Source organism: Halobacillus halophilus (genome assembly GCF_020171985.1).
GTDB lineage: Bacteria > Bacillota > Bacilli > Bacillales > Halobacillaceae > Halobacillus > Halobacillus halophilus_A.
The window spans coordinates 51,083-74,315 of record NZ_JAIVAL010000016.1; the positions used below are offsets into that span (position 1 = coordinate 51,083).

Below are 23,233 nucleotides of genomic sequence, written 5' to 3' on the forward strand. Positions count from 1 at the left end.
TTTCTAGTTAAACTTCTTTAATCGATACAAGGTGAGATACCTTATTAGCCATACCTCGGATCGCTGGGTTATCTTCAAGTACGACAGTTTGACGGATCTTATTCAGACCCAGCGCCTTGACAGTAGAGCGTTGATCCTTCGGTCTACTAATAACACTGCGCGTGAGGGTAATTTCTAATTGTTTTTTAGCCATTATATTTCCCTCCTTATCCTACAGTTCTTCTACGGACTTCCCACGAAGTCTTGCCACGTCTTCTGCGCGTTTAAGCTCGCTAAGTCCAGTAAGTGTTGCACGCACCATGTTAATAGGTGTGTTAGAACCTAGTGACTTAGAAAGGATGTCTTGAACACCTGCAAGCTCAAGTACGGCACGGACAGGCCCACCTGCGATGACTCCAGTACCTTCAGCAGCTGGTTTCATCAAGATGCTTCCTGCACCGAAACGTCCAGTAATCTCGTGTGGAATAGTCGTATCTTTAATTGGTACTGTAATTAGGTTTTTCTTAGCATCATCAATTGCCTTTTTGATAGCTTCTGGTACTTCTTGAGCTTTTCCTGTACCAAAACCTACATGACCATTTTTATCTCCTACAACAACCAATGCAGCAAAACGGAAACGGCGTCCGCCTTTTACAACTTTTGCAACACGATTGATTGTGACTACGCGTTCTTCAAGATCTAATTTATTAGGGTCAATTTTGTTATTCATTTATGTCCCTCCTTTAACGATTAAAATTGTAGGCCGGCTTCACGCGCGGCTTCTGCTAGAGCTTTCACACGTCCATGGTACAAGTAACCTCCGCGGTCAAATACTACGATATCATAACCGTTATCAACCGCACGCTTCGCAAGCAATTCGCCGACTCTTTGAGCAGCTTCTACGTTACCTGTTACGTCTAGATCAAAGCCGTTTTCCATAGTAGATGCGCTCGCTACAGTTACTTGGCTCTCGTCATTGATTAATTGAGCATAAATGTGTTTGTTAGAGCGGTACACGTTCAAACGAGGACGTTCGGCTGTTCCGAAGACATTCTTACGAACGCGTGCATGACGCTTTTTACGAACGACATTCTTATCTGCCTTTGTGATCATCTGGGTCACTCCTTTCTATACATTACCTACGAATCTTACTTAGCTGTTTTACCTTCTTTACTGCGTACACGCTCACCCTGGTAACGAATACCTTTACCTTTATAAGGTTCTGGTGGACGGATCGCACGAATTTTAGCAGCAACAGCTCCGACTAATTCTTTGTCGATACCTTTGATGGTTAACTTCGTGTTAGTAGGGACTTCAATTTCGATACCTTCGCGGCTAGGAACCTCAACAGGGTGGGAATAGCCAGCGTTAATAACTACTTTTTCTCCCTGCTTTTGCGCACGATAACCTACACCAATAATTTCAAGGGATTTTTCGTATCCTTTGGAAACACCTTCAACCATGTTAGCGATCAGGCTGCGGGTAGTACCGTGAAGAGCACGATGTTCTTTGTGGTCACTAGGACGCTCTACTGTAAGAACATTATCTTCAATCTTCACTGTCATGTCCTTGTGGAAAGTACGAGTCAATTCGCCTTTTGGACCTTTTACTGTGATTGTATTGTTATCCTGAATCACTTCTACACCTTCAGGAATTTCTAATGTTTTTAAACCTACGCGAGACATATTTTTGCACCTCCTGTCTTATCTGAGTTTTCTACCAGATATAAGCTAGGACTTCGCCACCGATGGCTTGTTCACGAGCTTCTTTATCTGTTAATACACCTTTTGAAGTAGATACTACGGCTATACCAAGTCCATTAAGAACTTTTGGAAGCTCTTCAGCTTTTGCGTAAACACGTAGTCCTGGTTTACTGATACGTTTCAGACCGCTGATTACACGCTCGTTGCTTTGTCCGTATTTAAGGAAGATGCGAAGAACGCCTTGTTTACTATCTTCAACATATTCATAATCACGTACAAAACCTTCACGTTTTAGAATGTCAGCAATTTCTTTCTTTAAGTTGGAAGCTGGAAGTTCAAGCTTCTCGTGACGTACCATGTTAGCGTTACGAATACGCGTAAGCATATCTGCAATTGGATCTGTCATTGTCATAACTCATTTACCTCCTTCCCTGTTTCGGGTTTACCAGCTGGCTTTTTTGACACCAGGGATTTGTCCTTTATATGCAAGTTCACGGAAACAAATACGGCAAAGCTTAAACTTACGAAGTACAGAGTGAGGACGTCCGCAACGTTCACAGCGTGTGTACTCACGTACTTGATACTTCTGGTTACGCTTCTGTTTCGCGACCATTGATTTTTTAGCCACTATTTTCCCTCCTTATGGTTAGATCGTTATTTCTGAAACGGCATACCGAATTGAGTCAATAGCTCACGAGCTTCTTCGTCAGAATCAGCTGTAGTAACGATAACGATGTCCATACCACGCACTTTATTTACTTTATCGTAATTAATTTCTGGGAAAATTAATTGTTCTTTAACGCCAAGTGTGTAGTTTCCACGTCCGTCAAAAGCTTTTTTAGAAATACCACGGAAGTCACGCACACGTGGTAGAGATACTGAGATAAGCTTTTGGAAGAATTCATACATACGCTCTCCGCGAAGGGTAACTTTAGCACCGATAGGCATACCTTCACGTAGGCGGAAACCTGCGATTGATTTCTTAGCTTTCGTAATGACAGGCTTCTGACCTGAGATTAATGTTAACTCTTCTACTGCTGTATCCAGAGCTTTAGCGTTCTGAACAGCATCACCAACACCCATGTTGATAACGATTTTCTCGACTTTAGGCGTCTGCATAACTGACTCATATTCAAATTTGTTCATCAAAGATGGAACAATTTCTTCTTGATATTGTTTTTGTAGTTCGTTCATCGTGTGGCCCTCCTTTCCTATCCGGATTATTTATCTAGTGCTTCACCAGATTTTTTCGCGATACGAACCTTCTTGCCGTCCTCGACTTTATATCCAACACGGGTTGGTTCGCCAGTCTTAGGATCGATCGGCAATACGTTAGAAACGTGGATAGGTGCTTCCTGAGTCAGGATTCCACCTTGTGGGTTTTCTTGAGAAGGTTTAGCGTGTTTTTTAACTTCGTTAACACCTTCAACAAGAACACGTTCCTTTTTCGGATAAGCTTCAAGGATCGTTCCTTGCTTGCCTTTATCCTTACCAGTAATAACCATTACTTTGTCACCTTTTTTTACGTGCATACTTCGCGCACCTCCTTACCAAGGCATTTCGTTCTAACATTATAATACTTCTGGAGCTAGAGATACGATCTTCATGAATTTAGCTTCACGAAGTTCACGAGCTACCGGTCCAAAGATACGAGTACCGCGTGGTCCTTTATCATCACGAACGATTACTGCTGCGTTTTCATCGAAACGAATGTAAGAACCATCTTTACGGCGCATACCGCTTTTAGAACGTACGATAACTGCTTTAACTACCTCACCTTTTTTAACAACGCCCCCTGGTGTTGCTTGTTTCACAGTTGCGGTGATGATGTCACCGATATTAGCTGTTTTACGACCAGATCCGCCCAAAACTTTAATCGTTTGGATTTCACGGGCACCAGAGTTGTCTGCAACTTTTAAACGAGACTCCTGTTGAATCATACCATGTAACCTCCCTTCGGATTAACTCCGAGCGAACTTTAATTAGATAATTACGGACTCTTCTACGACTTCTAGCAGGCGGAAACGTTTCGTTGCTGATAGCGGACGAGTTTCCATAATACGGACAACATCTCCAGTTTTAGCCTGGTTATTTTCGTCATGAGTCTTGAATTTTTTAGAATACTTTACGCGTTTGCCATAAAGTTTGTGGAATTTGTAAGTTTCAACTAAGACAGTGATGGTTTTATCCATTTTGTCAGATACGACACGGCCAGTGTAAACTTTACGATTGTTACGTTCAGTCATGTGAGGGTGACCTCCTCTCATCTATTAGTTATTTACGCCTAGCTCACGTTCACGAGCAACAGTTTTCATACGTGCAATGGACTTGCGAACTTCACGAATACGAGCAGTGTTCTCAAGTTGACCTGTTGCCAGCTGAAAGCGCAGGTTAAAAAGTTCTTCTTTTAGAGATTTAACTTTTTGTTCAATTTCGGCAGTGGTTAATTCGCGGATTTCATTAGCCTTCATTGATTTCACCACCAATTTCTTCACGTTTTACAAATTTAGTACGAATCGGAAGTTTGTGAGATGCAAGGCGAAGTGCTTCGCGTGCCACCTCTTCAGAAACTCCTGCGATTTCAAACATGATTTTCCCTGGTTTCACTACAGCAACGAAACCTTCTGGAGCACCTTTACCGGAACCCATACGAACTTCTAGGGGTTTAGCAGTATAAGGTTTGTCAGGGAAGATTTTGATCCATACTTTACCGCCACGTTTCATATAACGAGTCATCGCAATACGCGATGCCTCAATTTGACGGGCTGTGATCCACGCTGGGTCGATAGCTTGCAAACCATATTCTCCGAAAGCTACTTCAGTACCGCCTTTCGCACGGCCTTTTAAGCTAGTACGGTGTTGTTTACGATATTTAACACGTTTTGGCATTAACATAATGCTTTTCCCCCTTCCTTACTTGTCTGTTTTAGTTGGAAGGACTTCTCCACGGTAGATCCACACTTTAACACCAAGTTTTCCGTAAGTGGTGTCTGCTTCTGCAGTTCCATAATCGATATCTGCACGAAGTGTGTGTAGTGGTACTGTTCCTTCACTGTAATATTCTGCACGAGCGATATCCGCGCCACCTAGACGACCAGATACTTGGGTACGAATACCTTTGGCTCCTGCACGCATAGCGCGTTGTAGTGTTTGTTTTTGAGCACGACGGAAAGAAACACGGTTTTCTAACTGACGAGCGATACTGTCAGCTACAAGTGTAGCATCCAAATCAGGTTTTTTAACTTCCACAATGTTAATGTGAACGCGTTTGCCGGTCAAATTGTTGAGTGCTTTACGAAGCGCTTCAACTTCAGAGCCGCCTTTACCGATAACCATACCTGGTTTCGCCGTGTGAACGGTGATGTTTACGCGGTTAGCTGCACGTTCAATTTCCACAGTAGAAATAGCAGCGTCTTTTAGACGTTTTTCAACAAATTCACGAATCTTAATATCTTCATGTAACAAGTCTGCGTAGTCTTTGCCAGCGTACCATTTGGATTCCCAATCACGGATGACGCCGATACGAAGACCTACTGGATTAATTTTTTGACCCACTGATTATCCCTCCTTTTTTTCTGATACGACCACTGTAATGTGGCTGGTACGTTTATTAATTTGGCTTGCACGTCCCATTGCACGTGGGCGGAAACGTTTAAGAGTTACACCTTCATTAACAAACGCTTCGGAAACATATAAATTCTCCGGATCCATTTCATAATTGTGTTCTGCATTTGCAATCGCAGAGTTAAGAAGTTTCTCAACTACTGGAGATGCGCCGCGCTGTTTTAAATTCAATGTCGCGAGCGCTTCACCTACCTCTTTCCCCCGAATCAGATCAATAACTAATCGGGCTTTGCGAGGAGCGATGCGAACGGTTTTAGCAACTGCTTTAGCTTGCATTAGAGTGCCTCCTCTCTACTTAGCGTTTTGTTTTCTTGTCATCGCCAGAGTGTCCCTTGAACGTACGGGTTGGCGCGAATTCACCTAGCTTATGTCCGACCATATCTTCTGTCACATAAACTGGTACGTGTTTACGTCCGTCATAAACGGCAATTGTGTGTCCGACAAAGTTAGGGAAGATGGTAGAACGACGAGACCATGTCTTCACCACTTGGTGTTTACTGTCTTCGTTCAACTTCTCAACTTTTTTCATCAAATGATCATCTACAAAAGGTCCCTTTTTCAGGCTGCGGCCCATGAATAAACCTCCCTTCGCAATTGAAAGACGGGTATTATCGCCCGCCCGACAATTCCGTTATTTTTTACCTCTTCTACGAACGATATATTTATCAGACTGCTTGTTGCGTTTTCTTGTCTTGTACCCAAGAGTTGGTTTACCCCATGGAGTAACAGGAGAAGGCATACCGATTGGCGCACGGCCTTCACCACCACCGTGTGGGTGATCACTAGGGTTCATAACAGAACCACGTACAGTTGGGCGCTTGCCTTGCCAGCGTGAACGTCCAGCTTTACCAACACTGATTAGTTCGTGTTCCAGGTTACCAACTTGACCGATTGTTGCACGGCAAGTGCTTAGTACGAGGCGAACTTCACCAGAAGTTAAGCGAACAAGAGTGTATTTTTCTTCACGACCTAGAATTTGAGCGGATGCGCCTGCAGAACGTACAAGCTGTCCTCCGCGGCCAGGCTTAAGTTCTACGTTGTGAATGATCGTACCTACAGGAATATCTTTTAGTGCAAGAGAGTTACCTGGTTTGATATCTGCACCTACACCAGAAATGATTTCCGTGCCAACCTTCACTCCTTTTGGAGCTAGGATATAACGCTTTTCTCCATCAACGTAGTTGATTAGCGCAATGTTAGCGGAGCGGTTTGGATCGTATTCAATCGTAGCAACGCGTCCAGGTATTCCATCTTTATCACGTTTAAAGTCGATGATACGGTATTGACGCTTGTGACCTCCGCCTTGATGACGAACTGTCAGCTTACCTTGGTTATTACGTCCACCGCGTTTGTGAAGTGGAGTGACAAGGGAGCGTTCAGGTTTGTCAGTGGTAATTTCAGCGAAATCAGATACTGACATGTGTCTGCGACCATTAGTAATTGGTCGGAACTTTTTAATCGCCATCTTTTTTCCCTCCTTTTTAATTAAGATTTATAGTTTATACTTCAAAGAATTCTAGTTCTTCACTGTCTTCAGTCAAAGTAACTACTGCTTTCTTACGATCAGAACGATAGCCGCCATAGCGACCCATACGTTTGAATTTACCTTTAAGGTTCATTGTGTTAACTGAATCAACACTTACATTAAAGATTTCTTCTACTGCTTTTTTAATTTCAGTTTTGTTAGCGGCTGGGCTAACTTCAAACGTATATTTCTTTTCTCCCATAAGGTCAGCAGATTGCTCAGTTATGACAGGGCGCTTAATGATATCACGTGGTTCTTTCATTATGAGAGCACCTCCCCTGCTTTTTCAGCTGCTTCCTTCGTTAGGATCAGCTTATCATGCGTTAGTAAATCTAACACACTTACTTCTTCTACAGATGAACTTTTCACTGTAGGGATATTATTAGAAGAAAGAGTTATATTTTCATCTTTCTCTGCTGTGACAATCAATGCCTTTTCGTTTACATCAAGAGCTTTAAGAAGGCTTACTACTTCTTTAGTTTTTGGAGCATCTAGAGATAGACTCTCAAGAACAATAATGTTCTCTTCTTTTACTTTAGAAGAATAAGCAGACTGTAGAGCTAAACGACGTACTTTTTTAGGCATTGTGTAGCTGTAGCTACGTGGTGATGGACCAAATACAGTTCCACCGCCAACCCATTGCGGGGCACGGATGGATCCTTGACGTGCACGGCCGGTACCTTTTTGGCGCCACGGCTTACGTCCACCGCCGCTCACTTCAGAACGCCCTTTGACTTTGTGTGTGCCTTGGCGAAGATTCGCGCGTTGCATCAACACAGTTTCGTGTAATACGTGAGTATTAGGTTCGATACCAAATACGGCGTCATTCAATTCGACATCTCCAACATTAGAGCCGCTTTGGTTTAATAGTGCTACTTTAGGCATGACATATCCTCCCTTCCGTTAATTATTTGCTAGCCTTGATTGCACTTGAGACTTTAACGTACGATTTTTTCGCACCTGGTACATTACCTTTGATAAGCAGCAAGTTACGTTCAGCGTCAACTCTAACTACTTCAAGGTTTTGAAGTGTTACTGTTTCACTACCCATTTGTCCTGGCAATTTCTTACCTTTTAGTACGTGGTTTGGATCGATCGGACCCATTGTACCTGGACGACGGTGATAGCGGGAACCGTGAGTCATAGGTCCAGTAGATTGGTTATGGCGCTTGATTGCACCCTGGAATCCTTTACCTTTTGAAGTTCCTGTAACATCAATTACATCACCAGCTTCGAAAATATCCACCTTAACCTCTTGACCAAGTTCATAGTCATCAAGGTTTGCATTACGGAATTCACGAACGTAGCGCTTAGGTGTTGTGTTTGCTTTTTCAGCATGACCTTGAGCTGCTTTCTTTAAACGGTTTGATTTTTCATCAGCAAATCCAAGTTGAACAGCTTCATAGCCATCATTTTCGGTAGTCTTCTTTTGAAGAACAACGTTTGGCTCAGCTTGTACAACTGTTACTGGAATTAACTCACCGTCTTCAGAAAAGATTTGAGTCATGCCGACTTTGCGTCCTAAGATTCCTTTCGTCATCCGTTACACCTCCTATATAGTTCAGTTTAATTTATAATTTGATTTCGATATCCACACCAGATGGTAGATCCAAACGCATCAATGAATCAACGGTTTGTGGTGTTGGATTGACAATGTCGATAAGACGTTTGTGTGTGCGCATTTCGAACTGCTCACGAGCATCTTTGTACTTGTGTGTAGCACGAAGTACTGTATAGATAGAACGTTCAGTTGGAAGCGGAATCGGACCAGATACATTAGCTCCAGAACGCTTCGCAGTGTCTACAATCTTCTCAGCAGATTGATCTAACACCCTATGATCATACGCTTTTAAACGAATACGAATTTTCTCTTTTGCCATTATTTTCCCTCCTTCTTCGCCCATTTTTGAAATAGACATTCTCCGCGAAAAAACTTGACTCACTAGCCATGGCAAAGGGGCCGGGTGTGTCAACAACCTTTCGCTTCATCGCCTTTTATGACCAACATTACTCATTATATAGAAGAAATCCGGTCAATGCAAGGTAAATCCATAATTTTTATATATGAACACCTAAATTATTATACTAACCTTTGAGGCTATTTTCAAGGGGGAATAAATTTTAAGTGCTTTCTATAAAATAATCTGAATTTCTTGTGATGAAGATTTTATTTCGCTCCAAAATTTCCATCTTCCATTACAACAAATGAAAATCCTCATTTCAACCATTTTCCCACAAAAAAATGAGCAGCAGCTGAAAAGCTGCTACTCACTCATTTAATCGGCAATTATTTAGTGATTTCACTAACAACGCCAGAACCTACTGTACGTCCACCTTCACGGATAGAGAAACGAGTTCCGTCCTCGATCGCGATTGGGGAAATAAGTTCTACAGTCATTTCAACGTTATCGCCAGGCATAACCATTTCTACGCCTTCTGGAAGTTGAATAACACCAGTTACGTCCGTAGTACGGAAGTAGAACTGTGGGCGGTAGTTAGAGAAGAATGGAGTGTGACGTCCACCTTCGTCTTTAGCTAGTACATAAACTTCAGCTTTGAAGTTTGTGTGTGGAGTGATAGAACCAGGTTTAGCTAGTACTTGACCGCGGTTGATGTCTTCACGGTTCACACCACGAAGAAGTGCGCCGATGTTGTCGCCAGCTTCAGCATAGTCTAGAAGCTTACGGAACATTTCAACACCTGTAACGGTAGTTTTACGAGCTGATTCAGCCATACCGATGATTTCAACTTCGTCACCGACTTTAACTTGTCCACGCTCAACACGGCCTGTTGCAACAGTACCACGGCCAGTGATTGAGAATACGTCCTCAACTGGCATCATGAATGGTTTGTCAGTGTCACGATCTGGAGTTGGGATGTGCGCATCTACAGCGTCCATAAGGTCATAGATTGCTTGCTCGTACTGCTCTTCGCCTTCAAGTGCTTTAAGAGCAGAACCGCTGATTACTGGAGCTTCGTCACCATCAAAGTCATACTCAGAAAGTAGATCACGAACTTCCATTTCTACTAGTTCAAGAAGCTCTTCGTCGTCTACCATGTCAACTTTGTTAAGGAATACAACGATTGCTGGTACACCTACGTTTTTAGAAAGTAGGATGTGCTCACGAGTTTGTGGCATTGGACCGTCAGCTGCAGATACAACTAGGATCGCGCCGTCCATTTGAGCAGCACCAGTGATCATGTTTTTAACATAGTCAGCGTGACCTGGGCAGTCAACGTGTGCATAGTGGCGATTTTCAGTTTCGTACTCAACGTGTGCAGTTGAGATTGTGATTCCGCGTTCGCGCTCTTCTGGAGCACCGTCGATCATGTCATAAGCCATTGCAGATCCAGATCCAGAACGCTTGTGAAGTACTGTAGTGATTGCTGCAGTTAGTGTTGTTTTACCGTGGTCAACGTGTCCAATTGTACCAATGTTAACGTGGGACTTGGACCGGTCGAATTTTTCTTTACCCATAGTATATTTCCTCCTTTAATTAAGTAGCTATATATTTTAATTGAAATATTTATATGAAGCTCAGGAGCGAGCGTCTAAACTGCGCTCCAAAGCTTACATTACAAGTTATACTTCAACTCGTCAAAAAAATCAATTACTCACCAGAATTTTTCTTGATGATTTCTTCTGAGATGCTCTTCGGCACTTCTTCATAGTGGTCAAAGTGCATCGTGTAAGTTCCACGTCCTTGTGTGTTGGAGCGAAGCGCTGTCGCATAACCAAACATTTCGGATAGTGGTACAAATGCTTTAACAACCTGTGCGTTACCACGAGTTTCCATACCTTCAACACGTCCACGACGTGATGTTACGTCACCCATGATATCGCCCATGTATTCTTCCGGAATGACTACTTCAACTTTCATCATTGGTTCAAGAAGAACTGGTTTACATTTGTTTTTGGCTTCTTTAAGTGCCATAGATGCGGCAACTTTAAAGGCCATTTCATTGGAGTCAACATCGTGATATGAGCCATCATATAGAGTGGCTTTGATGTCAACCATTGGGTAACCGGCTAATACTCCGTTTTCCAAGGATTCTTTGATTCCCTGTTCTACGGATGGGATGTATTCACGCGGTACTACACCACCAACGATTTTGTTTACGAATTCAAATCCAGCACCTTCGTCGTTAGGTTCGAATTCAACCCATACGTGACCGAATTGTCCACGGCCACCGGACTGACGTACGAATTTACCTTCAACTTGAGCGCTAGCACGGAATGTCTCACGGTAAGCAACCTGTGGAGCACCGATATTCGCTTCAACTTTAAACTCACGGCGAAGACGGTCTACGATAATGTCAAGGTGAAGCTCACCCATACCAGCAATAATCGTTTGTCCCGTTTCTACGTTCGTTTCAGTTTGGAAAGTCGGATCCTCTTCCGCAAGCTTACCAAGGGCAATTGCCATTTTATCTTGGTCAGCTTTGGATTTTGGTTCGATAGCTACAGAGATAACCGGCTCAGGGAATTCCATAGATTCAAGAATAACAAGACTCTTTTCATCACATAGAGTGTCACCTGTACCCGTATCTTTAAGTCCAACAGCACCAGCAATATCGCCAGCATAAACTGTTGAAATCTCTTCACGAGAGTTGGCGTGCATTTGCAGGATACGACCTACACGTTCACGCTTATCTTTCGTAGAGTTCTTCACGTATGAACCGGCATTAAGCGTACCAGAGTAAACGCGGAAGAATGTAAGTTTACCTACATAAGGGTCTGTTGCGACTTTAAATGCCAGCGCAGAGAATGGCGCGTTGTCGTCCGCTTTACGAACAACAGGCTCCTCTGTCTGTGGAACATGACCTTCGATTGGAGGTACATCTAGAGGAGATGGAAGGTAATCAATTACTCCATCAATCAATAGCTGAACACCTTTGTTTTTGAAAGCAGACCCACAGAAAACAGGATAGAAATCAACGCTTAGAGTAGCTGTACGAACGGCAGCTTTAAGCTGATCATTCGTGATTTCTTCCCCTTCAAGGTATTGCATCATCAAGTCTTCATCAAGTTCCGCTACAGCTTCAAGTAGCTTTGTGCGGTACTCTTCAGCTTGCTCTTTATATTCATCTGGAATTGGACGTGCTTCCGCACGAGTACCCAAATCATCCATGTAATAGTAGGCTTCCATAGTAATCAAGTCGATGATTCCTTCGAATTCATCTTCTGCTCCTATTGGAAGTTGTACAGCAGCCGCATTAGCTCCGAGGCGCTCTTGAAGAGTACCAAGGGAGTAGATGAAATCTGCTCCTACTTTATCCATTTTGTTTACGAACACAATACGAGGTACACCGTATGTTGTCGCCTGGCGCCATACTGTTTCCGTCTGTGGTTCAACACCAGACTGAGCATCTAGTACAGCTACAGAACCATCAAGTACACGCAGGGAACGTTCAACCTCAACTGTGAAGTCTACGTGTCCTGGTGTGTCAATGATGTTAATACGGTGATCTCTCCATTGAGCAGTGGTCGCTGCGGAAGTAATCGTAATTCCGCGCTCCTGTTCCTGCTCCATCCAGTCCATTTGGGAAGCTCCTTCGTGAGTTTCACCAATCTTGTGGATACGTCCTGTGTAGAAAAGAATACGCTCGGTGGCTGTTGTTTTACCAGCATCAATGTGAGCCATTACACCGATATTACGTGTTCTTTCCAAGGAGAACTCTCTAGGCATGATTCTTTCTCCTTTCCAATTGTAAGGTTATTTGTTTGATGATTACCAACGATAGTGAGCGAATGCTTTGTTAGCTTCCGCCATCTTGTGCATTTCTTCACGGCGCTTAACTGCTGCACCCGTGTTATTACCTGCATCTAGAATTTCGTTAGCAAGACGCTCTTCCATTGTTTTCTCTCCGCGAAGACGCGCATAGTTAACAATGAAACGCAATCCTAGTGCCTGACGACGTTCAGGGCGAACTTCTACAGGTACTTGGTAGTTGGAACCACCAACACGACGAGCGCGTACTTCCAATACAGGCATTACGTTTTTCATAGCCTGATCGAAGATTTCCATAGCGTCATTGCCGCTGCGCTCTTGAACTAATTCGAAAGATTTATAAAGAATCTTTTGTGCTTTCCCGCGTTGACCGTCAACCATAATCTGGTTGATCAAACGAGTGACAAGCTTAGAGTTGTACATCGGATCTGGTAACACATCACGTTTAGCTACTGGACCTTTACGTGGCATATGTTCCCCTCCCTTCCATATTTTTAATAGTTAATCGATATCTGAATATCAATTATTTTTTAGGTTTCTTCGTGCCGTATTTAGAACGACCTTGTCTGCGACCTTCAACACTTGCTGTGTCTAGGGCGCCACGTACAACGTGGTAACGAACACCTGGCAAGTCTTTAACTTTACCGCCACGGATAAGAACAACACTGTGCTCTTGGAGGTTGTGGCCGATACCAGGGATATAAGCGTTAACCTCTAGCTGGTTAGTCAAACGAACACGTGCATATTTACGTAATGCGGAGTTCGGTTTTTTAGGGGTCATCGTACCGACACGTGTGCAAACACCACGTTTTTGTGGAGAAGACTGATCCGTCATACGTTTTTTATAGCTGTTAAAGCCTTTGTTCAAGGCTGGAGCGTTTGTTTGTTTCGTTTTGCTTTCGCGTCCTTTACGTACCAATTGATTAATAGTTGGCATTTTTGTATCCTCCCTTCTTCACATTTCTTAATACCACACATCCAGGTGGTTCATAAAAAGGCAAAAAACAAAGCTTTCGCGATTTACCGCCAAAACTTTATTGCTTTATCGCCACTGTAGCAGCTCCAACATCAATACCACAAGCGTTTCCCAGTTCTTTCATGGAAGAAACACGGGTATGAGGGATTTTTAATTCCCTGGCCAGTCGAACTACTTTCATTGTCATCGTCTGATCAGCATCGTCAGCCGTTATGACTTCAATCACTTCACCATTTTTCATGGCTTTAAGTGTTTGTTTGGTCCCAATCACTATTTCTGATTTAGCCTGTGCTACTTTTTCATAAGACATCTTTCATATCCTCCAAAGTAACAAGGATAAACGGAAGCACCTTGATTATATTATCACTACCCAAAATGCATGTCAACTGCATTTCGGGTAGTTTTTTGTGCTTCCATTAATTTTACCCTTTGTTAACATCTATCTATTCTTTTTAAGAATGAGTGACTTCTTCTGGCTGAGCTTGTTGTTCAGGTGCTCCTTCAGACTGAGCTTGAATCTTACGGTAGCGTGTCATGCCCGTACCAGCTGGTACAAGCTTACCGATAATAACGTTCTCTTTCAATCCTAGTAGTTCATCTCTCTTACCTTTAATCGCTGCATCAGTCAGGACACGCGTTGTTTCCTGGAAGGATGCCGCAGACAGGAAGCTGTCTGTTTCAAGCGATGCTTTGGTAATACCAAGAATGACCGGACGACCCACTGCAGGCTGTCCGCCTTCCACAAGAGCCTTCTGGTTCGCTTCTTTAAATTGGTGGATCTCAAGAAGTGATCCAGGAAGTACATCGGTGTCTCCAGAATCAAGTACACGTACTTTACGAAGCATCTGGCGAACCATTACCTCAACGTGCTTATCGGAGATTTCAACACCTTGCATACGATATACTTTCTGTACTTCTTTAAGAAGATATTGCTGAACTCCATCTAGTCCCTGGATGTTCAATAGTTCTTTCGGATCGATGGAACCTTCTGTAAGAGGACTTCCTGCTGACACAGCATCTCCTACAGTAACTTTCATACGAGCGCCATATGGAGCCGTATAAGAGCGGCTCTCTACAGCCCCTTGAACCACGATCTCTTGTTTTTCTTTCACTTCGTTAACTTCCTGTACGGTACCGTCGATTTCTGTAATCACGGCTTGACCTTTAGGGTTACGTGCTTCCACAATCTCCTGGATACGCGGAAGACCTTGAGTGATGTCATCTCCGGCAACACCGCCAGTGTGGAAGGTACGCATGGTAAGCTGTGTACCAGGCTCACCGATAGACTGAGCAGCAATGATTCCAACTGCTTCGCCGACTTCAACTTCGTCACCTGTTGCCAGGTTACGGCCGTAGCACTTCTTACATACACCGTGTTTGGTATTACAAGTGAAGGCAGAGCGGATCACAATGCTCTCAATACCTGCGTCTACGATTTGTTTAGCGCCATCTTCTGAAATGACTTCATTACGACTAGCCAGTACTTCACCAGTTTCCGGGTGTTTAACTGTTTGGAATGCCGTACGGCCAATCAGACGGTCAATCAGTGGTTCTATTACCTCTGAACCTTCCGTAATTGCCCTTACTGGTAATCCGCGGTCTGTACCACAATCATCTTCACGAACGATTACGTCTTGAGCTACATCGACAAGTCGACGAGTCAGGTAACCAGAGTCCGCTGTTTTCAGTGCTGTATCGGCAAGACCTTTACGAGCACCGTGTGTAGAAATAAAGTACTCAAGTACTGTTAAGCCTTCACGGAAACTTGATTTGATTGGAAGTTCAATAATACGTCCAGCCGGGTTGGCCATAAGACCGCGCATACCAGCGAGCTGCGTAAAGTTGGACGCGTTACCACGTGCTCCTGAATCACTCATCATGAATATAGGGTTACGCGGGTTCAAGGAACTCATCAAACGGTTTTGAATATCATCTTTAGCCCCGGACCAGATTTCAATTACTCGGTCATAACGTTCTTCGTCGGTAATTAAACCACGGCGGAACTGTTTAAGAACTTTATCAACTTTACCTTGAGCTTCTTCTAGAATTTCCTGCTTCTCTGGAAGTACTACAACGTCGGATACACCTACGGTAATACCTGCTTTAGTAGAGTAAGCAAAACCTAGATCTTTCATTCTATCGAGCATCTTAGATGTTTCACTAATAGAGAAGCGTTTAAATACTTCTGCAATAATGTCACCCAGGATCCCTTTCTTGAATGGTGATACTTCTTCGCGGTTCGATAGTTCCTGACGAATATCTGTACCTTTAGGAACAAAGTATTGATCTGGTGTTTTAACCTCAAGGTTCTCTTGGGTTGGCTCATTCATATACGGGAAGGAATTAGGCAGCATTTCATTAAAGATCAACTTACCAACTGTGGTAAGAAGCAGCTGCTGATTCTGCTCTTCAGTAAAGGTTTCATTCCCTAAAGAGCTTGCCTGTACGGCAACCCGTGTATGAAGGTGCGCATACCCATTCTGATAAGCCATTAACGCTTCGTTGAGATCTTTGAAGAACATTCCTTCTCCGACAGCTCCCTCACGTTCAAGCGTCAGGTAGTAGTTACCTAGCACCATATCCTGTGATGGTGTAACAACCGGCTTACCATCCTTAGGGTTAAGAATGTTCTGAGCAGCCAGCATCAGGATGCGGGCTTCTGCCTGGGCCTCGGAAGACAACGGCACGTGCACCGCCATTTGGTCACCATCAAAGTCAGCGTTATAAGCTGTACATACTAATGGGTGAAGACGGATGGCGCGACCTTCTACTAAAGTAGGTTCAAACGCCTGGATACCAAGACGGTGAAGTGTTGGAGCACGGTTTAGTAGTACCGGGTGCTCTTTAATAACATCTTCAAGAACGTCCCAAACTTCATGATGCACACGTTCAATTTTACGTTTTGCGGATTTAATGTTGTGCGCAAGTCCACGGGAAACGAGCTCTTTCATAACGAACGGCTTGAACAGTTCAAGTGCCATTTCTTTTGGAAGTCCGCATTGGTACATCTTCAAGGACGGACCTACAACGATAACCGAACGACCAGAATAGTCGACACGTTTACCAAGCAAGTTTTGACGGAAACGTCCCTGTTTACCTTTCAGCATGTGAGAAAGAGATTTAAGTGGACGGTTACCTGGCCCTGTCACTGGACGGCCGCGGCGCCCATTATCGATAAGGGCATCTACAGCTTCCTGAAGCATACGCTTCTCGTTTTGTACGATGATCGTCGGTGCTCCTAAATCTAACAAACGCTTCAGACGATTGTTACGGTTAATTACTCGACGATATAAATCGTTCAAGTCAGAAGTTGCGAAGCGTCCGCCGTCCAATTGAACCATAGGACGAAGCTCTGGTGGAATAACAGGCAATACATCAAGAATCATCCATGAAGGATCGTTTCCTGAATGACGGAAAGATTCTAGCACTTCCAAACGTTTAATAGCACGAGTGCGGCGCTGACCCTGAGCAGTTTTCAATTCCTCTTTCAGAGTTTCTACTTCTCCTTCAAGATCGATATCAAAAAGCAGTTTACGGATAGCTTCGGCACCCATCGCTGCCTGGAAACCCTGCCCGAATTTCTCACGGTATGAACGATATTCCTTTTCAGAAAGCAGCTGCTTTCTCTCAAGGGCGGTTTCGCCTGGGTCCGTTACGATATAAGCAGCAAAATAAATGACTTCTTCCAAAGCACGCGGGGACATATCTAATACAAGACCCATACGGCTTGGAATACCTTTAAAGTACCAGATGTGGGAGACTGGGGCAGCTAATTCCAAGTGCCCCATCCGCTCACGACGTACTTTTGCTTTTGTTACTTCTACACCACAACGGTCACAAACGACGCCTTTATAACGCACACGCTTGTATTTACCACAGTGGCACTCCCAGTCTTTTTGCGGACCGAAGATTCTTTCGCAGAATAACCCGTCTTTTTCGGGTTTTAGCGTACGATAATTGATTGTTTCTGGCTTCTTGACCTCACCGTAAGACCAAGATCTGATTTTATCAGGTGAAGCCAAACCAATTTTCATATACTCAAAGTTGTTTACATCTAGCAAGGGGCCTACCTCCCTTTCAGTATCCGGGTTTTACCCTAAACTTAGAACACGGGTGTCTGGAACAATACGTCTATTAATCGTCTAGGTTTAAATTCTCGGATTCTTTCGTTTGCTCTTCTTCGATATCCCGCATTTCTATTTCTTGTTCATCACCAGAAAGAATTTTCACATCCATACCTAAACTTTGAAGCTCTTTAATTAGAACTTTAAAGGATTCAGGCACGCCTGGTTCTGGAACGTTATCACCTTTAACAATCGCTTCATACGTTTTCACACGACCGACTACGTCATCTGACTTCACTGTCAGAATTTCTTGAAGAGTATAGGCAGCACCATATGCTTCTAGTGCCCATACTTCCATCTCACCGAAACGCTGTCCACCAAATTGAGCTTTACCGCCCAATGGCTGCTGGGTTACAAGAGAGTAAGGTCCAGTAGAACGGGCGTGCAGTTTGTCATCAACCATGTGTGCCAGTTTAATCATATACATGACTCCGACAGATACACGGTTATCAAACGGTTCCCCTGTGCGTCCATCATACAAAATGGTCTTCGCATCGCGGGACATGCCGGCTTCTTCAAGTGTCTCCCACACATCTTCTTCTCGAGCACCATCAAATACTGGAGTTGCTACTCTTTCTCCAAGGAGACGGGCAGCCATACCTAAGTGAAGCTCAAGTACTTGTCCAATATTCATACGGGATGGTACACCAAGTGGGTTTAACATGACGTCTACCGGAGTTCCATCTGGCAAGAATGGCATATCTTCTTCCGGAAGAATCTTGGAAATAACACCTTTGTTTCCGTGACGTCCAGCCATCTTGTCACCTTCAGATATCTTACGCTTCTGAACGATGTACACGCGAATCAGCTGGTTAACTCCTGGCGGAAGTTCATCTCCATCTTCACGATTGAAAATTTTAACGTCCAGTACAATTCCACCTGCACCGTGAGGCACACGGAGAGATGTATCGCGCACTTCACGCGCTTTCTCACCAAAGATAGCATGGAGCAGACGTTCTTCAGCAGATAATTCCGTAACCCCTTTAGGAGTAACTTTACCTACAAGAAGGTCTCCGTCACTAACTTCAGCTCCTACACGGATAATTCCACGTTCATCCAAGTCACGAAGAGCATCTTCCCCAACGTTAGGAATGTCTCTTGTAATCTCTTCTGGTCCAAGTTTCGTATCGCGGGCTTCTGATTCATATTCTTCAATATGAATAGAAGTGTACACGTCATCTTTAACCAGACGTTCACTCATGATGATGGCATCCTCATAGTTGTAACCATCCCACGTCATGAATGCAACTAGTGGGTTTTGTCCAAGTGCTAATTCTCCCATGTCCATGGAAGGTCCATCAGCAAGGATTTCCCCTTTCGTTACACGATCTCCTTTAGAAACAATCGGACGCTGGTTATAGCAGCTTCCCTGGTTGGAACGGATGAATTTCTGAAGACGGTAACGATCAAGATCGCCTTCTACTTCTTTACCATCTACTTCAGATATGCGGCGTATAAACACTTCTTTTGCTTCTACACGCTCAACGATACCTTCGTTGCGGCAGATAACAGCAGCACCTGAGTCTTTACCTGATACATATTCCATTCCTGTACCTACAAGTGGAGCATCCGGCTGAAGCAATGGTACAGCCTGACGTTGCATGTTCGCACCCATTAGAGAACGGTTAGAGTCATCGTTTTCCAAGAATGGAATACAAGCGGTTGCGGCAGATACTACCTGCTTCGGTGATACGTCCATATAATCTAAGCGATCACGGCTTACTACCGTGTTTTCACCACGGAAACGAGCGATAACTTCAGGATCTGTAAAGGAACCATCTTCTTCGAGTTTGGCGTTGGCCTGAGCTACAACGTAATTATCTTCTTCATCTGCTGTAAGATAATCAAATTGAGCGGTTACCTTGTTAGTATCAGGATCCACTCGACGATACGGTGTTTCGATAAACCCAAATTCATTTACCTTCGCATAAGAAGATAAGGAGTTGATCAGACCGATGTTTGGTCCCTCAGGAGTTTCGATTGGACACATACGACCGTAGTGGGAATAGTGTACGTCACGAACTTCAAACCCTGCACGTTCACGTGTTAAACCACCCGGTCCTAAAGCAGAAAGACGACGTTTGTGTGTTAATTCCGCTAGTGGGTTAGTCTGGTCCATGAACTGAGATAACTGTGAGCTTCCAAAGAACTCTTTAATAGAGGCTATAACTGGCCGTATATTAATTAACTGCTGCGGAGTAATAGATGAAGTGTCCTGGATCGACATACGTTCACGTACTACGCGCTCCATACGGGATAGACCAATACGGAATTGGTTCTGCAGAAGTTCACCTACGGAACGAAGACGACGGTTACCTAAGTGGTCAATGTCATCTGTTCCACCCACATTATGCAGTAAGTTAAAGAAATAACTGATAGAAGAAATGATATCTGCCGGTGTAATATTCTTTACATCACGGTCGATATTTGCATTCCCGATTACGTTAATGGAACGCTCTCCTTCTGGATCCGTAGGGTCTACAATTTTCACCGATTGTACACGCATTGGTTCATCAAGTACTCCCTCTACCGGATCAAGAGATCTTTCACTTAGAGTAGTTTCTTCATCATCGAAATGTGGAATCAATTTGTTAAGCAGACGACGATCAATTTTATCGCCTTTTTCTGCCAGTACTTCGCCTGTTTCTTCGTCTACCAACGTTTCAGCTAGCGTTTGATTAAACAGTCGATCTTTTATATGAAGCTTTTTATTCATTTTATAACGTCCGACGCGAGCTAGATCATAGCGCTTCGGATCAAAGAAACGAGAAACAAGTAAACTCTTAGCATTTTCTACTGTTGGCGGCTCGCCAGGGCGCAGACGCTCATAGATTTCAAGCAATGCTTTCTCGCTATTTTCTGTATTATCTTTCTCAAGCGTGTTTTTCAAGTATTCGTTTTCGCCAATAAGATCTATAATCTCCTGGTCTGTTCCGAATCCTAAAGCACGCAGCAGTACGGTGATTGGTAATTTACGAGTACGATCGATACGGACGTGTGCTACGTCTTTTGCATCAGTTTCGAACTCCAGCCACGCACCACGGTTTGGAATAACTGTAGCCGTGTAACCTCTCTTACCGTTTTTATCAATCTTTTTGTTGTAATATACACTCGGAGAACGAACAAGCTGTGAAACGATAACACGTTCAGCACCATTAATGATAAAGGTACCTGTGTCTGTCATGAGAGGAAAATCTCCCATAAACACTTCTTGCTCCTTCACTTCTCCTGTCTCATTGTTTAAGAGACGAACTTTCACACGAAGCGGTGCATTATATGTTACATCGCGATCTTTTGACTCATCCACTGGATACTTTGGTTCGCCAAGGCTGTAGTCTACAAACTCTAATGATAAGTTACCAGTAAAATCTTCAATTGGAGAAATGTCTTTGAACATTTCCTTCAAACCTTCTTCCAGGAACCATTGGTAGGAAGCCGTCTGAATTTCAATTAAGTTAGGTAACTCTAAAACTTCACTGATACGAGCATAACTTCTGCGCTGGCGGTGTCGTCCATACTGAACTAGTTGACCTGTCAACTGATTCACCCCTCAAATCAAGCATTTTAATAACGAAAAAAGCGTTCGGCAAGACATGCCGAACAGGCTTGCGGTTGATCTTGCCACAAGCACTATTTAAACATTCGCCTCTATAGCAAATGGTGATTCTTCATTTCTCTCTAACGTTAGACAAAAAAGAAAAAGGGTCGACTTGATATAGATAACCTCATTTACTTTCACTTATTGATTTTCACCATTTTACCCTTCTACCAAGCTTTTTATACATTTTCCTAAAAAAGACTTGACAGGACGGGCATACATGGGCATTTTCCAATACTAGCATAATTAAATACCCTAGTCAAACTTTTGAGCTTTGAAAATATAGTAGCCTTTTTCTTTACGAACGACCTCAATATTCCCAAACAATTCTTCTATTTTTTGTTTTGCAGAAGGAGCCCCTTGCTTTTTTTGAATGACCACCCATAACTCACCGGATTTACCAAGAGCCTTCTTAGCCTCTTCGAACATAGCATGCACGACTTTTTTCCCTGCACGTATAGGGGGATTGGTCAGTATCACAGCAAACTGGCGGCCTTCCAACTGACGGAGTCGATCACTCTCTTTAATCTCTACATTAGTAACCTGATTCTTAGCAGCATTCTTTTCCGCAAGATTCAAAGCTCTCTCATTTACATCCACCATGACAACCTGACGATCTGGATATTCTAGCGCAAGGGAAAGACCAATCGGCCCATAACCGCATCCAAGATCAAGGAAGCTTCCGTCCACTGGCGGAGCTGTAAACGACTCTATTAGTAAACGAGAACCAAAATCTACTTCACCTTTTGAGAAAACGGCGTGATCTGTAGTAAAGGTTAATAAGCGGTCACGTAATGTGTAAGACCAGTTTTTTTCATCGCTTTTCGCAGCGGTTTTCTTTGAATAGTAATGTTCCGACATGATCCGAACACCCTCTTTTCATCTAGTAAGCAAAAGAAAGCCCGCCGATGATCAGCGAGCTTTACTTTAAAGATACAATTACTTAAGTTCGATCGTTGCGCCAGCTTCTTCAAGCTGAGATTTCATTTCTTCTGCTTCTTCTTTAGAAACGCCTTCTTTGATTGCGCCAGGAGCGTTATCAACTAGATCTTTTGCGTCTTTAAGACCAAGACCAGTGATTTCACGTACTGCTTTAACAACTTTGATCTTAGAGCTTCCAGCTGATTCTAGTACTACGTCGAATTCAGTTTGCTCTTCTTCAGCTTCTGCACCTGCAGCAGCACCGCCGGCAGCAACTGGAGCTGCAGCTGATACACCAAATTCTTCTTCAATTGCTTTAACTAGGTCGTTAAGCTCAAGAACAGACATTTCTTTAATCGCTTCGATAATTTGTTCGTTAGACATGAGAAATTTCCTCCTTATTAATTTTAAAGGTTATAGTTTAGTCGAACGCGAGATTTACGCGCTTTCTTCTTCTTTCTGATCCGCAATAGCTTTTGTAGCATATGCGAAGTTTCGTACAGGAGCTTGTAGTACGCTTAGGAACATAGATACAAGACCTTCGTAGCTTGGGATGTTGGCAAGTTCCTGAAGCTGTTCAAGAGTTGCAACTTGTCCTTCAATTACGCCACCTTTAATTTCAAGGTTATCGTGATCTTTAGCGAAATTGTTTAGAATTTTTGCTGGAGCTACAGCGTCATCCTCATGGAACGCAAGGGCAGTTGGTCCTTGAAGAACTTCATGAAGTTCACTTAGTTCAACTGCTTCTGTAGCGCGGCGAGTCATTGTGTTTTTATACACTTTGAAATCAACGCCCGCTTCACGAAGTTGAGTACGAAGCTCTGTTACTTCTGCAACATCAAGACCGCGGTAATCTACTAATACGGCAGATTTACTATTGCGGAACTTGTCAGCCAATTCATTAACAATTTGCTGTTTCTGTTCAATAATACTGCTCATCTTTCCACCTCCTATTGACTTTTCATCATACCGTTCCGGAAGGTTTCATAAAAAAGTACCTCCATGCAGACATGGAGGTACGTATGAGAGAACAGGGCGTTATTAGCGCTGT

At 43.5% G+C, this 23,233-nt stretch carries 29 protein-coding genes, 1 pseudogene and 1 other annotated feature (1 of these 31 only partly in view); all 30 genes and pseudogenes read right to left on the reverse strand.

Going from position 1 to position 23,233, the window contains the following annotated elements:
- Window positions 1–7 precede the first annotated feature (7 nt).
- Entirely contained in the window at window positions 8–193 is a 186-nt protein-coding gene (rpmD, locus tag LCM11_RS19240; protein ID WP_014641438.1) for a 50S ribosomal protein L30, read from the reverse strand.
- 18 nt (window positions 194–211) lie between these two features.
- Window positions 212–709 (reverse strand): 30S ribosomal protein S5, encoded by a 498-nt coding sequence (gene rpsE, locus LCM11_RS19245; RefSeq protein WP_014641437.1) that lies wholly within the window; start codon window positions 707–709, stop codon window positions 212–214.
- 20 nt (window positions 710–729) lie between these two features.
- Complete coding sequence (gene rplR / locus LCM11_RS19250; RefSeq protein WP_014641436.1) at window positions 730–1,092, reverse strand: 50S ribosomal protein L18; 363 nt, start codon at window positions 1,090–1,092, stop codon at window positions 730–732.
- A 35-nt stretch (window positions 1,093–1,127) separates the two neighbouring features.
- Window positions 1,128–1,664 carry a 50S ribosomal protein L6 gene (gene rplF, locus LCM11_RS19255; protein ID WP_224895884.1) on the reverse strand — a complete coding sequence of 179 codons (537 nt, stop codon included), beginning with the start codon at window positions 1,662–1,664 and terminating at the stop codon, window positions 1,128–1,130.
- A 31-nt stretch (window positions 1,665–1,695) separates the two neighbouring features.
- Window positions 1,696–2,094, reverse strand: a complete 399-nt coding sequence (rpsH, locus tag LCM11_RS19260) for a 30S ribosomal protein S8 (RefSeq protein ID WP_089752385.1) — start codon at window positions 2,092–2,094, stop codon at window positions 1,696–1,698.
- A 30-nt stretch (window positions 2,095–2,124) separates the two neighbouring features.
- Entirely contained in the window at window positions 2,125–2,310 is a 186-nt protein-coding gene (locus LCM11_RS19265) for a type Z 30S ribosomal protein S14 (RefSeq protein ID WP_014641433.1), read from the reverse strand.
- A gap of 26 nt (window positions 2,311–2,336) precedes the next feature.
- Window positions 2,337–2,876 carry a 50S ribosomal protein L5 gene (gene rplE, locus LCM11_RS19270; protein ID WP_014641432.1) on the reverse strand — a complete coding sequence of 180 codons (540 nt, stop codon included), beginning with the start codon at window positions 2,874–2,876 and terminating at the stop codon, window positions 2,337–2,339.
- 26 nt (window positions 2,877–2,902) lie between these two features.
- Complete coding sequence (rplX, locus tag LCM11_RS19275) at window positions 2,903–3,214, reverse strand: 50S ribosomal protein L24 (RefSeq protein ID WP_089752384.1); 312 nt, start codon at window positions 3,212–3,214, stop codon at window positions 2,903–2,905.
- A gap of 39 nt (window positions 3,215–3,253) precedes the next feature.
- Window positions 3,254–3,622 (reverse strand): 50S ribosomal protein L14, encoded by a 369-nt coding sequence (rplN, locus tag LCM11_RS19280; RefSeq protein WP_014641430.1) that lies wholly within the window; start codon window positions 3,620–3,622, stop codon window positions 3,254–3,256.
- A gap of 42 nt (window positions 3,623–3,664) precedes the next feature.
- On the reverse strand, window positions 3,665–3,928 hold the full coding sequence (gene rpsQ / locus LCM11_RS19285) for a 30S ribosomal protein S17 (RefSeq protein ID WP_014641429.1): 264 nt from the start codon (window positions 3,926–3,928) through the stop codon (window positions 3,665–3,667).
- A gap of 24 nt (window positions 3,929–3,952) precedes the next feature.
- A complete protein-coding gene (gene rpmC / locus LCM11_RS19290; RefSeq protein ID WP_008636054.1) occupies window positions 3,953–4,153 on the reverse strand; it encodes a 50S ribosomal protein L29 in 201 nt (66 codons plus the stop codon).
- A complete protein-coding gene (rplP, locus tag LCM11_RS19295) occupies window positions 4,143–4,577 on the reverse strand; it encodes a 50S ribosomal protein L16 (protein ID WP_224895885.1) in 435 nt (144 codons plus the stop codon). The genes rpmC and rplP overlap by 11 nt, the downstream gene beginning before the upstream one ends.
- Window positions 4,571–5,237 (reverse strand): annotated as a pseudogene (gene rpsC / locus LCM11_RS19300) (30S ribosomal protein S3). The gene rplP and the pseudogene rpsC overlap by 7 nt, the downstream one beginning before the upstream one ends.
- Window positions 5,238–5,240: 3 nt before the next feature.
- Window positions 5,241–5,582 (reverse strand): 50S ribosomal protein L22, encoded by a 342-nt coding sequence (gene rplV, locus LCM11_RS19305; RefSeq protein WP_014641426.1) that lies wholly within the window; start codon window positions 5,580–5,582, stop codon window positions 5,241–5,243.
- A gap of 19 nt (window positions 5,583–5,601) precedes the next feature.
- Window positions 5,602–5,880 carry a 30S ribosomal protein S19 gene (gene rpsS, locus LCM11_RS19310; protein WP_014641425.1) on the reverse strand — a complete coding sequence of 93 codons (279 nt, stop codon included), beginning with the start codon at window positions 5,878–5,880 and terminating at the stop codon, window positions 5,602–5,604.
- 57 nt (window positions 5,881–5,937) lie between these two features.
- Complete coding sequence (gene rplB / locus LCM11_RS19315) at window positions 5,938–6,771, reverse strand: 50S ribosomal protein L2 (protein WP_014641424.1); 834 nt, start codon at window positions 6,769–6,771, stop codon at window positions 5,938–5,940.
- 34 nt (window positions 6,772–6,805) lie between these two features.
- Window positions 6,806–7,093, reverse strand: a complete 288-nt coding sequence (gene rplW / locus LCM11_RS19320) for a 50S ribosomal protein L23 (RefSeq protein WP_014641423.1) — start codon at window positions 7,091–7,093, stop codon at window positions 6,806–6,808.
- On the reverse strand, window positions 7,093–7,716 hold the full coding sequence (gene rplD, locus LCM11_RS19325) for a 50S ribosomal protein L4 (protein ID WP_224895887.1): 624 nt from the start codon (window positions 7,714–7,716) through the stop codon (window positions 7,093–7,095). The genes rplW and rplD overlap by 1 nt, the downstream gene beginning before the upstream one ends.
- Window positions 7,717–7,738: 22 nt before the next feature.
- A complete protein-coding gene (gene rplC / locus LCM11_RS19330) occupies window positions 7,739–8,371 on the reverse strand; it encodes a 50S ribosomal protein L3 (RefSeq protein WP_224895888.1) in 633 nt (210 codons plus the stop codon).
- A gap of 31 nt (window positions 8,372–8,402) precedes the next feature.
- Window positions 8,403–8,711: a 30S ribosomal protein S10 gene (rpsJ, locus tag LCM11_RS19335; protein WP_014641420.1), complete on the reverse strand. Its 309-nt coding sequence runs from the start codon at window positions 8,709–8,711 to the stop codon at window positions 8,403–8,405.
- A gap of 407 nt (window positions 8,712–9,118) precedes the next feature.
- Window positions 9,119–10,309: an elongation factor Tu gene (gene tuf, locus LCM11_RS19340; protein WP_224895889.1), complete on the reverse strand. Its 1,191-nt coding sequence runs from the start codon at window positions 10,307–10,309 to the stop codon at window positions 9,119–9,121.
- Between the two features lie 133 nt (window positions 10,310–10,442).
- Window positions 10,443–12,521: an elongation factor G gene (gene fusA, locus LCM11_RS19345; RefSeq protein WP_089752379.1), complete on the reverse strand. Its 2,079-nt coding sequence runs from the start codon at window positions 12,519–12,521 to the stop codon at window positions 10,443–10,445.
- Between the two features lie 42 nt (window positions 12,522–12,563).
- Window positions 12,564–13,034, reverse strand: coding sequence for a 30S ribosomal protein S7 (rpsG, locus tag LCM11_RS19350; protein ID WP_014641417.1), 471 nt, complete (start codon window positions 13,032–13,034; stop codon window positions 12,564–12,566).
- 52 nt (window positions 13,035–13,086) lie between these two features.
- Complete coding sequence (gene rpsL / locus LCM11_RS19355; protein ID WP_014641416.1) at window positions 13,087–13,500, reverse strand: 30S ribosomal protein S12; 414 nt, start codon at window positions 13,498–13,500, stop codon at window positions 13,087–13,089.
- A gap of 97 nt (window positions 13,501–13,597) precedes the next feature.
- Window positions 13,598–13,849, reverse strand: coding sequence for a 50S ribosomal protein L7ae-like protein (locus tag LCM11_RS19360; RefSeq protein WP_224895890.1), 252 nt, complete (start codon window positions 13,847–13,849; stop codon window positions 13,598–13,600).
- 142 nt (window positions 13,850–13,991) lie between these two features.
- Entirely contained in the window at window positions 13,992–17,600 is a 3,609-nt protein-coding gene (rpoC, locus tag LCM11_RS19365; RefSeq protein WP_224895891.1) for a DNA-directed RNA polymerase subunit beta', read from the reverse strand.
- Between the two features lie 73 nt (window positions 17,601–17,673).
- Window positions 17,674–21,201 carry a DNA-directed RNA polymerase subunit beta gene (gene rpoB / locus LCM11_RS19370; RefSeq protein ID WP_224895892.1) on the reverse strand — a complete coding sequence of 1,176 codons (3,528 nt, stop codon included), beginning with the start codon at window positions 21,199–21,201 and terminating at the stop codon, window positions 17,674–17,676.
- 315 nt (window positions 21,202–21,516) lie between these two features.
- The gene (locus LCM11_RS19375; RefSeq protein WP_224895893.1) at window positions 21,517–22,122 is read right to left on the reverse strand and encodes a class I SAM-dependent methyltransferase; all 606 of its coding nucleotides are present in this window, start codon (window positions 22,120–22,122) and stop codon (window positions 21,517–21,519) included.
- 78 nt (window positions 22,123–22,200) lie between these two features.
- Window positions 22,201–22,566, reverse strand: coding sequence for a 50S ribosomal protein L7/L12 (gene rplL, locus LCM11_RS19380; protein ID WP_014641411.1), 366 nt, complete (start codon window positions 22,564–22,566; stop codon window positions 22,201–22,203).
- Between the two features lie 54 nt (window positions 22,567–22,620).
- The gene (gene rplJ, locus LCM11_RS19385) at window positions 22,621–23,121 is read right to left on the reverse strand and encodes a 50S ribosomal protein L10 (RefSeq protein ID WP_224895894.1); all 501 of its coding nucleotides are present in this window, start codon (window positions 23,119–23,121) and stop codon (window positions 22,621–22,623) included.
- A gap of 40 nt (window positions 23,122–23,161) precedes the next feature.
- Window positions 23,162–23,233 (reverse strand) — a sequence feature (ribosomal protein L10 leader region); it runs 82 nt beyond the window's last position.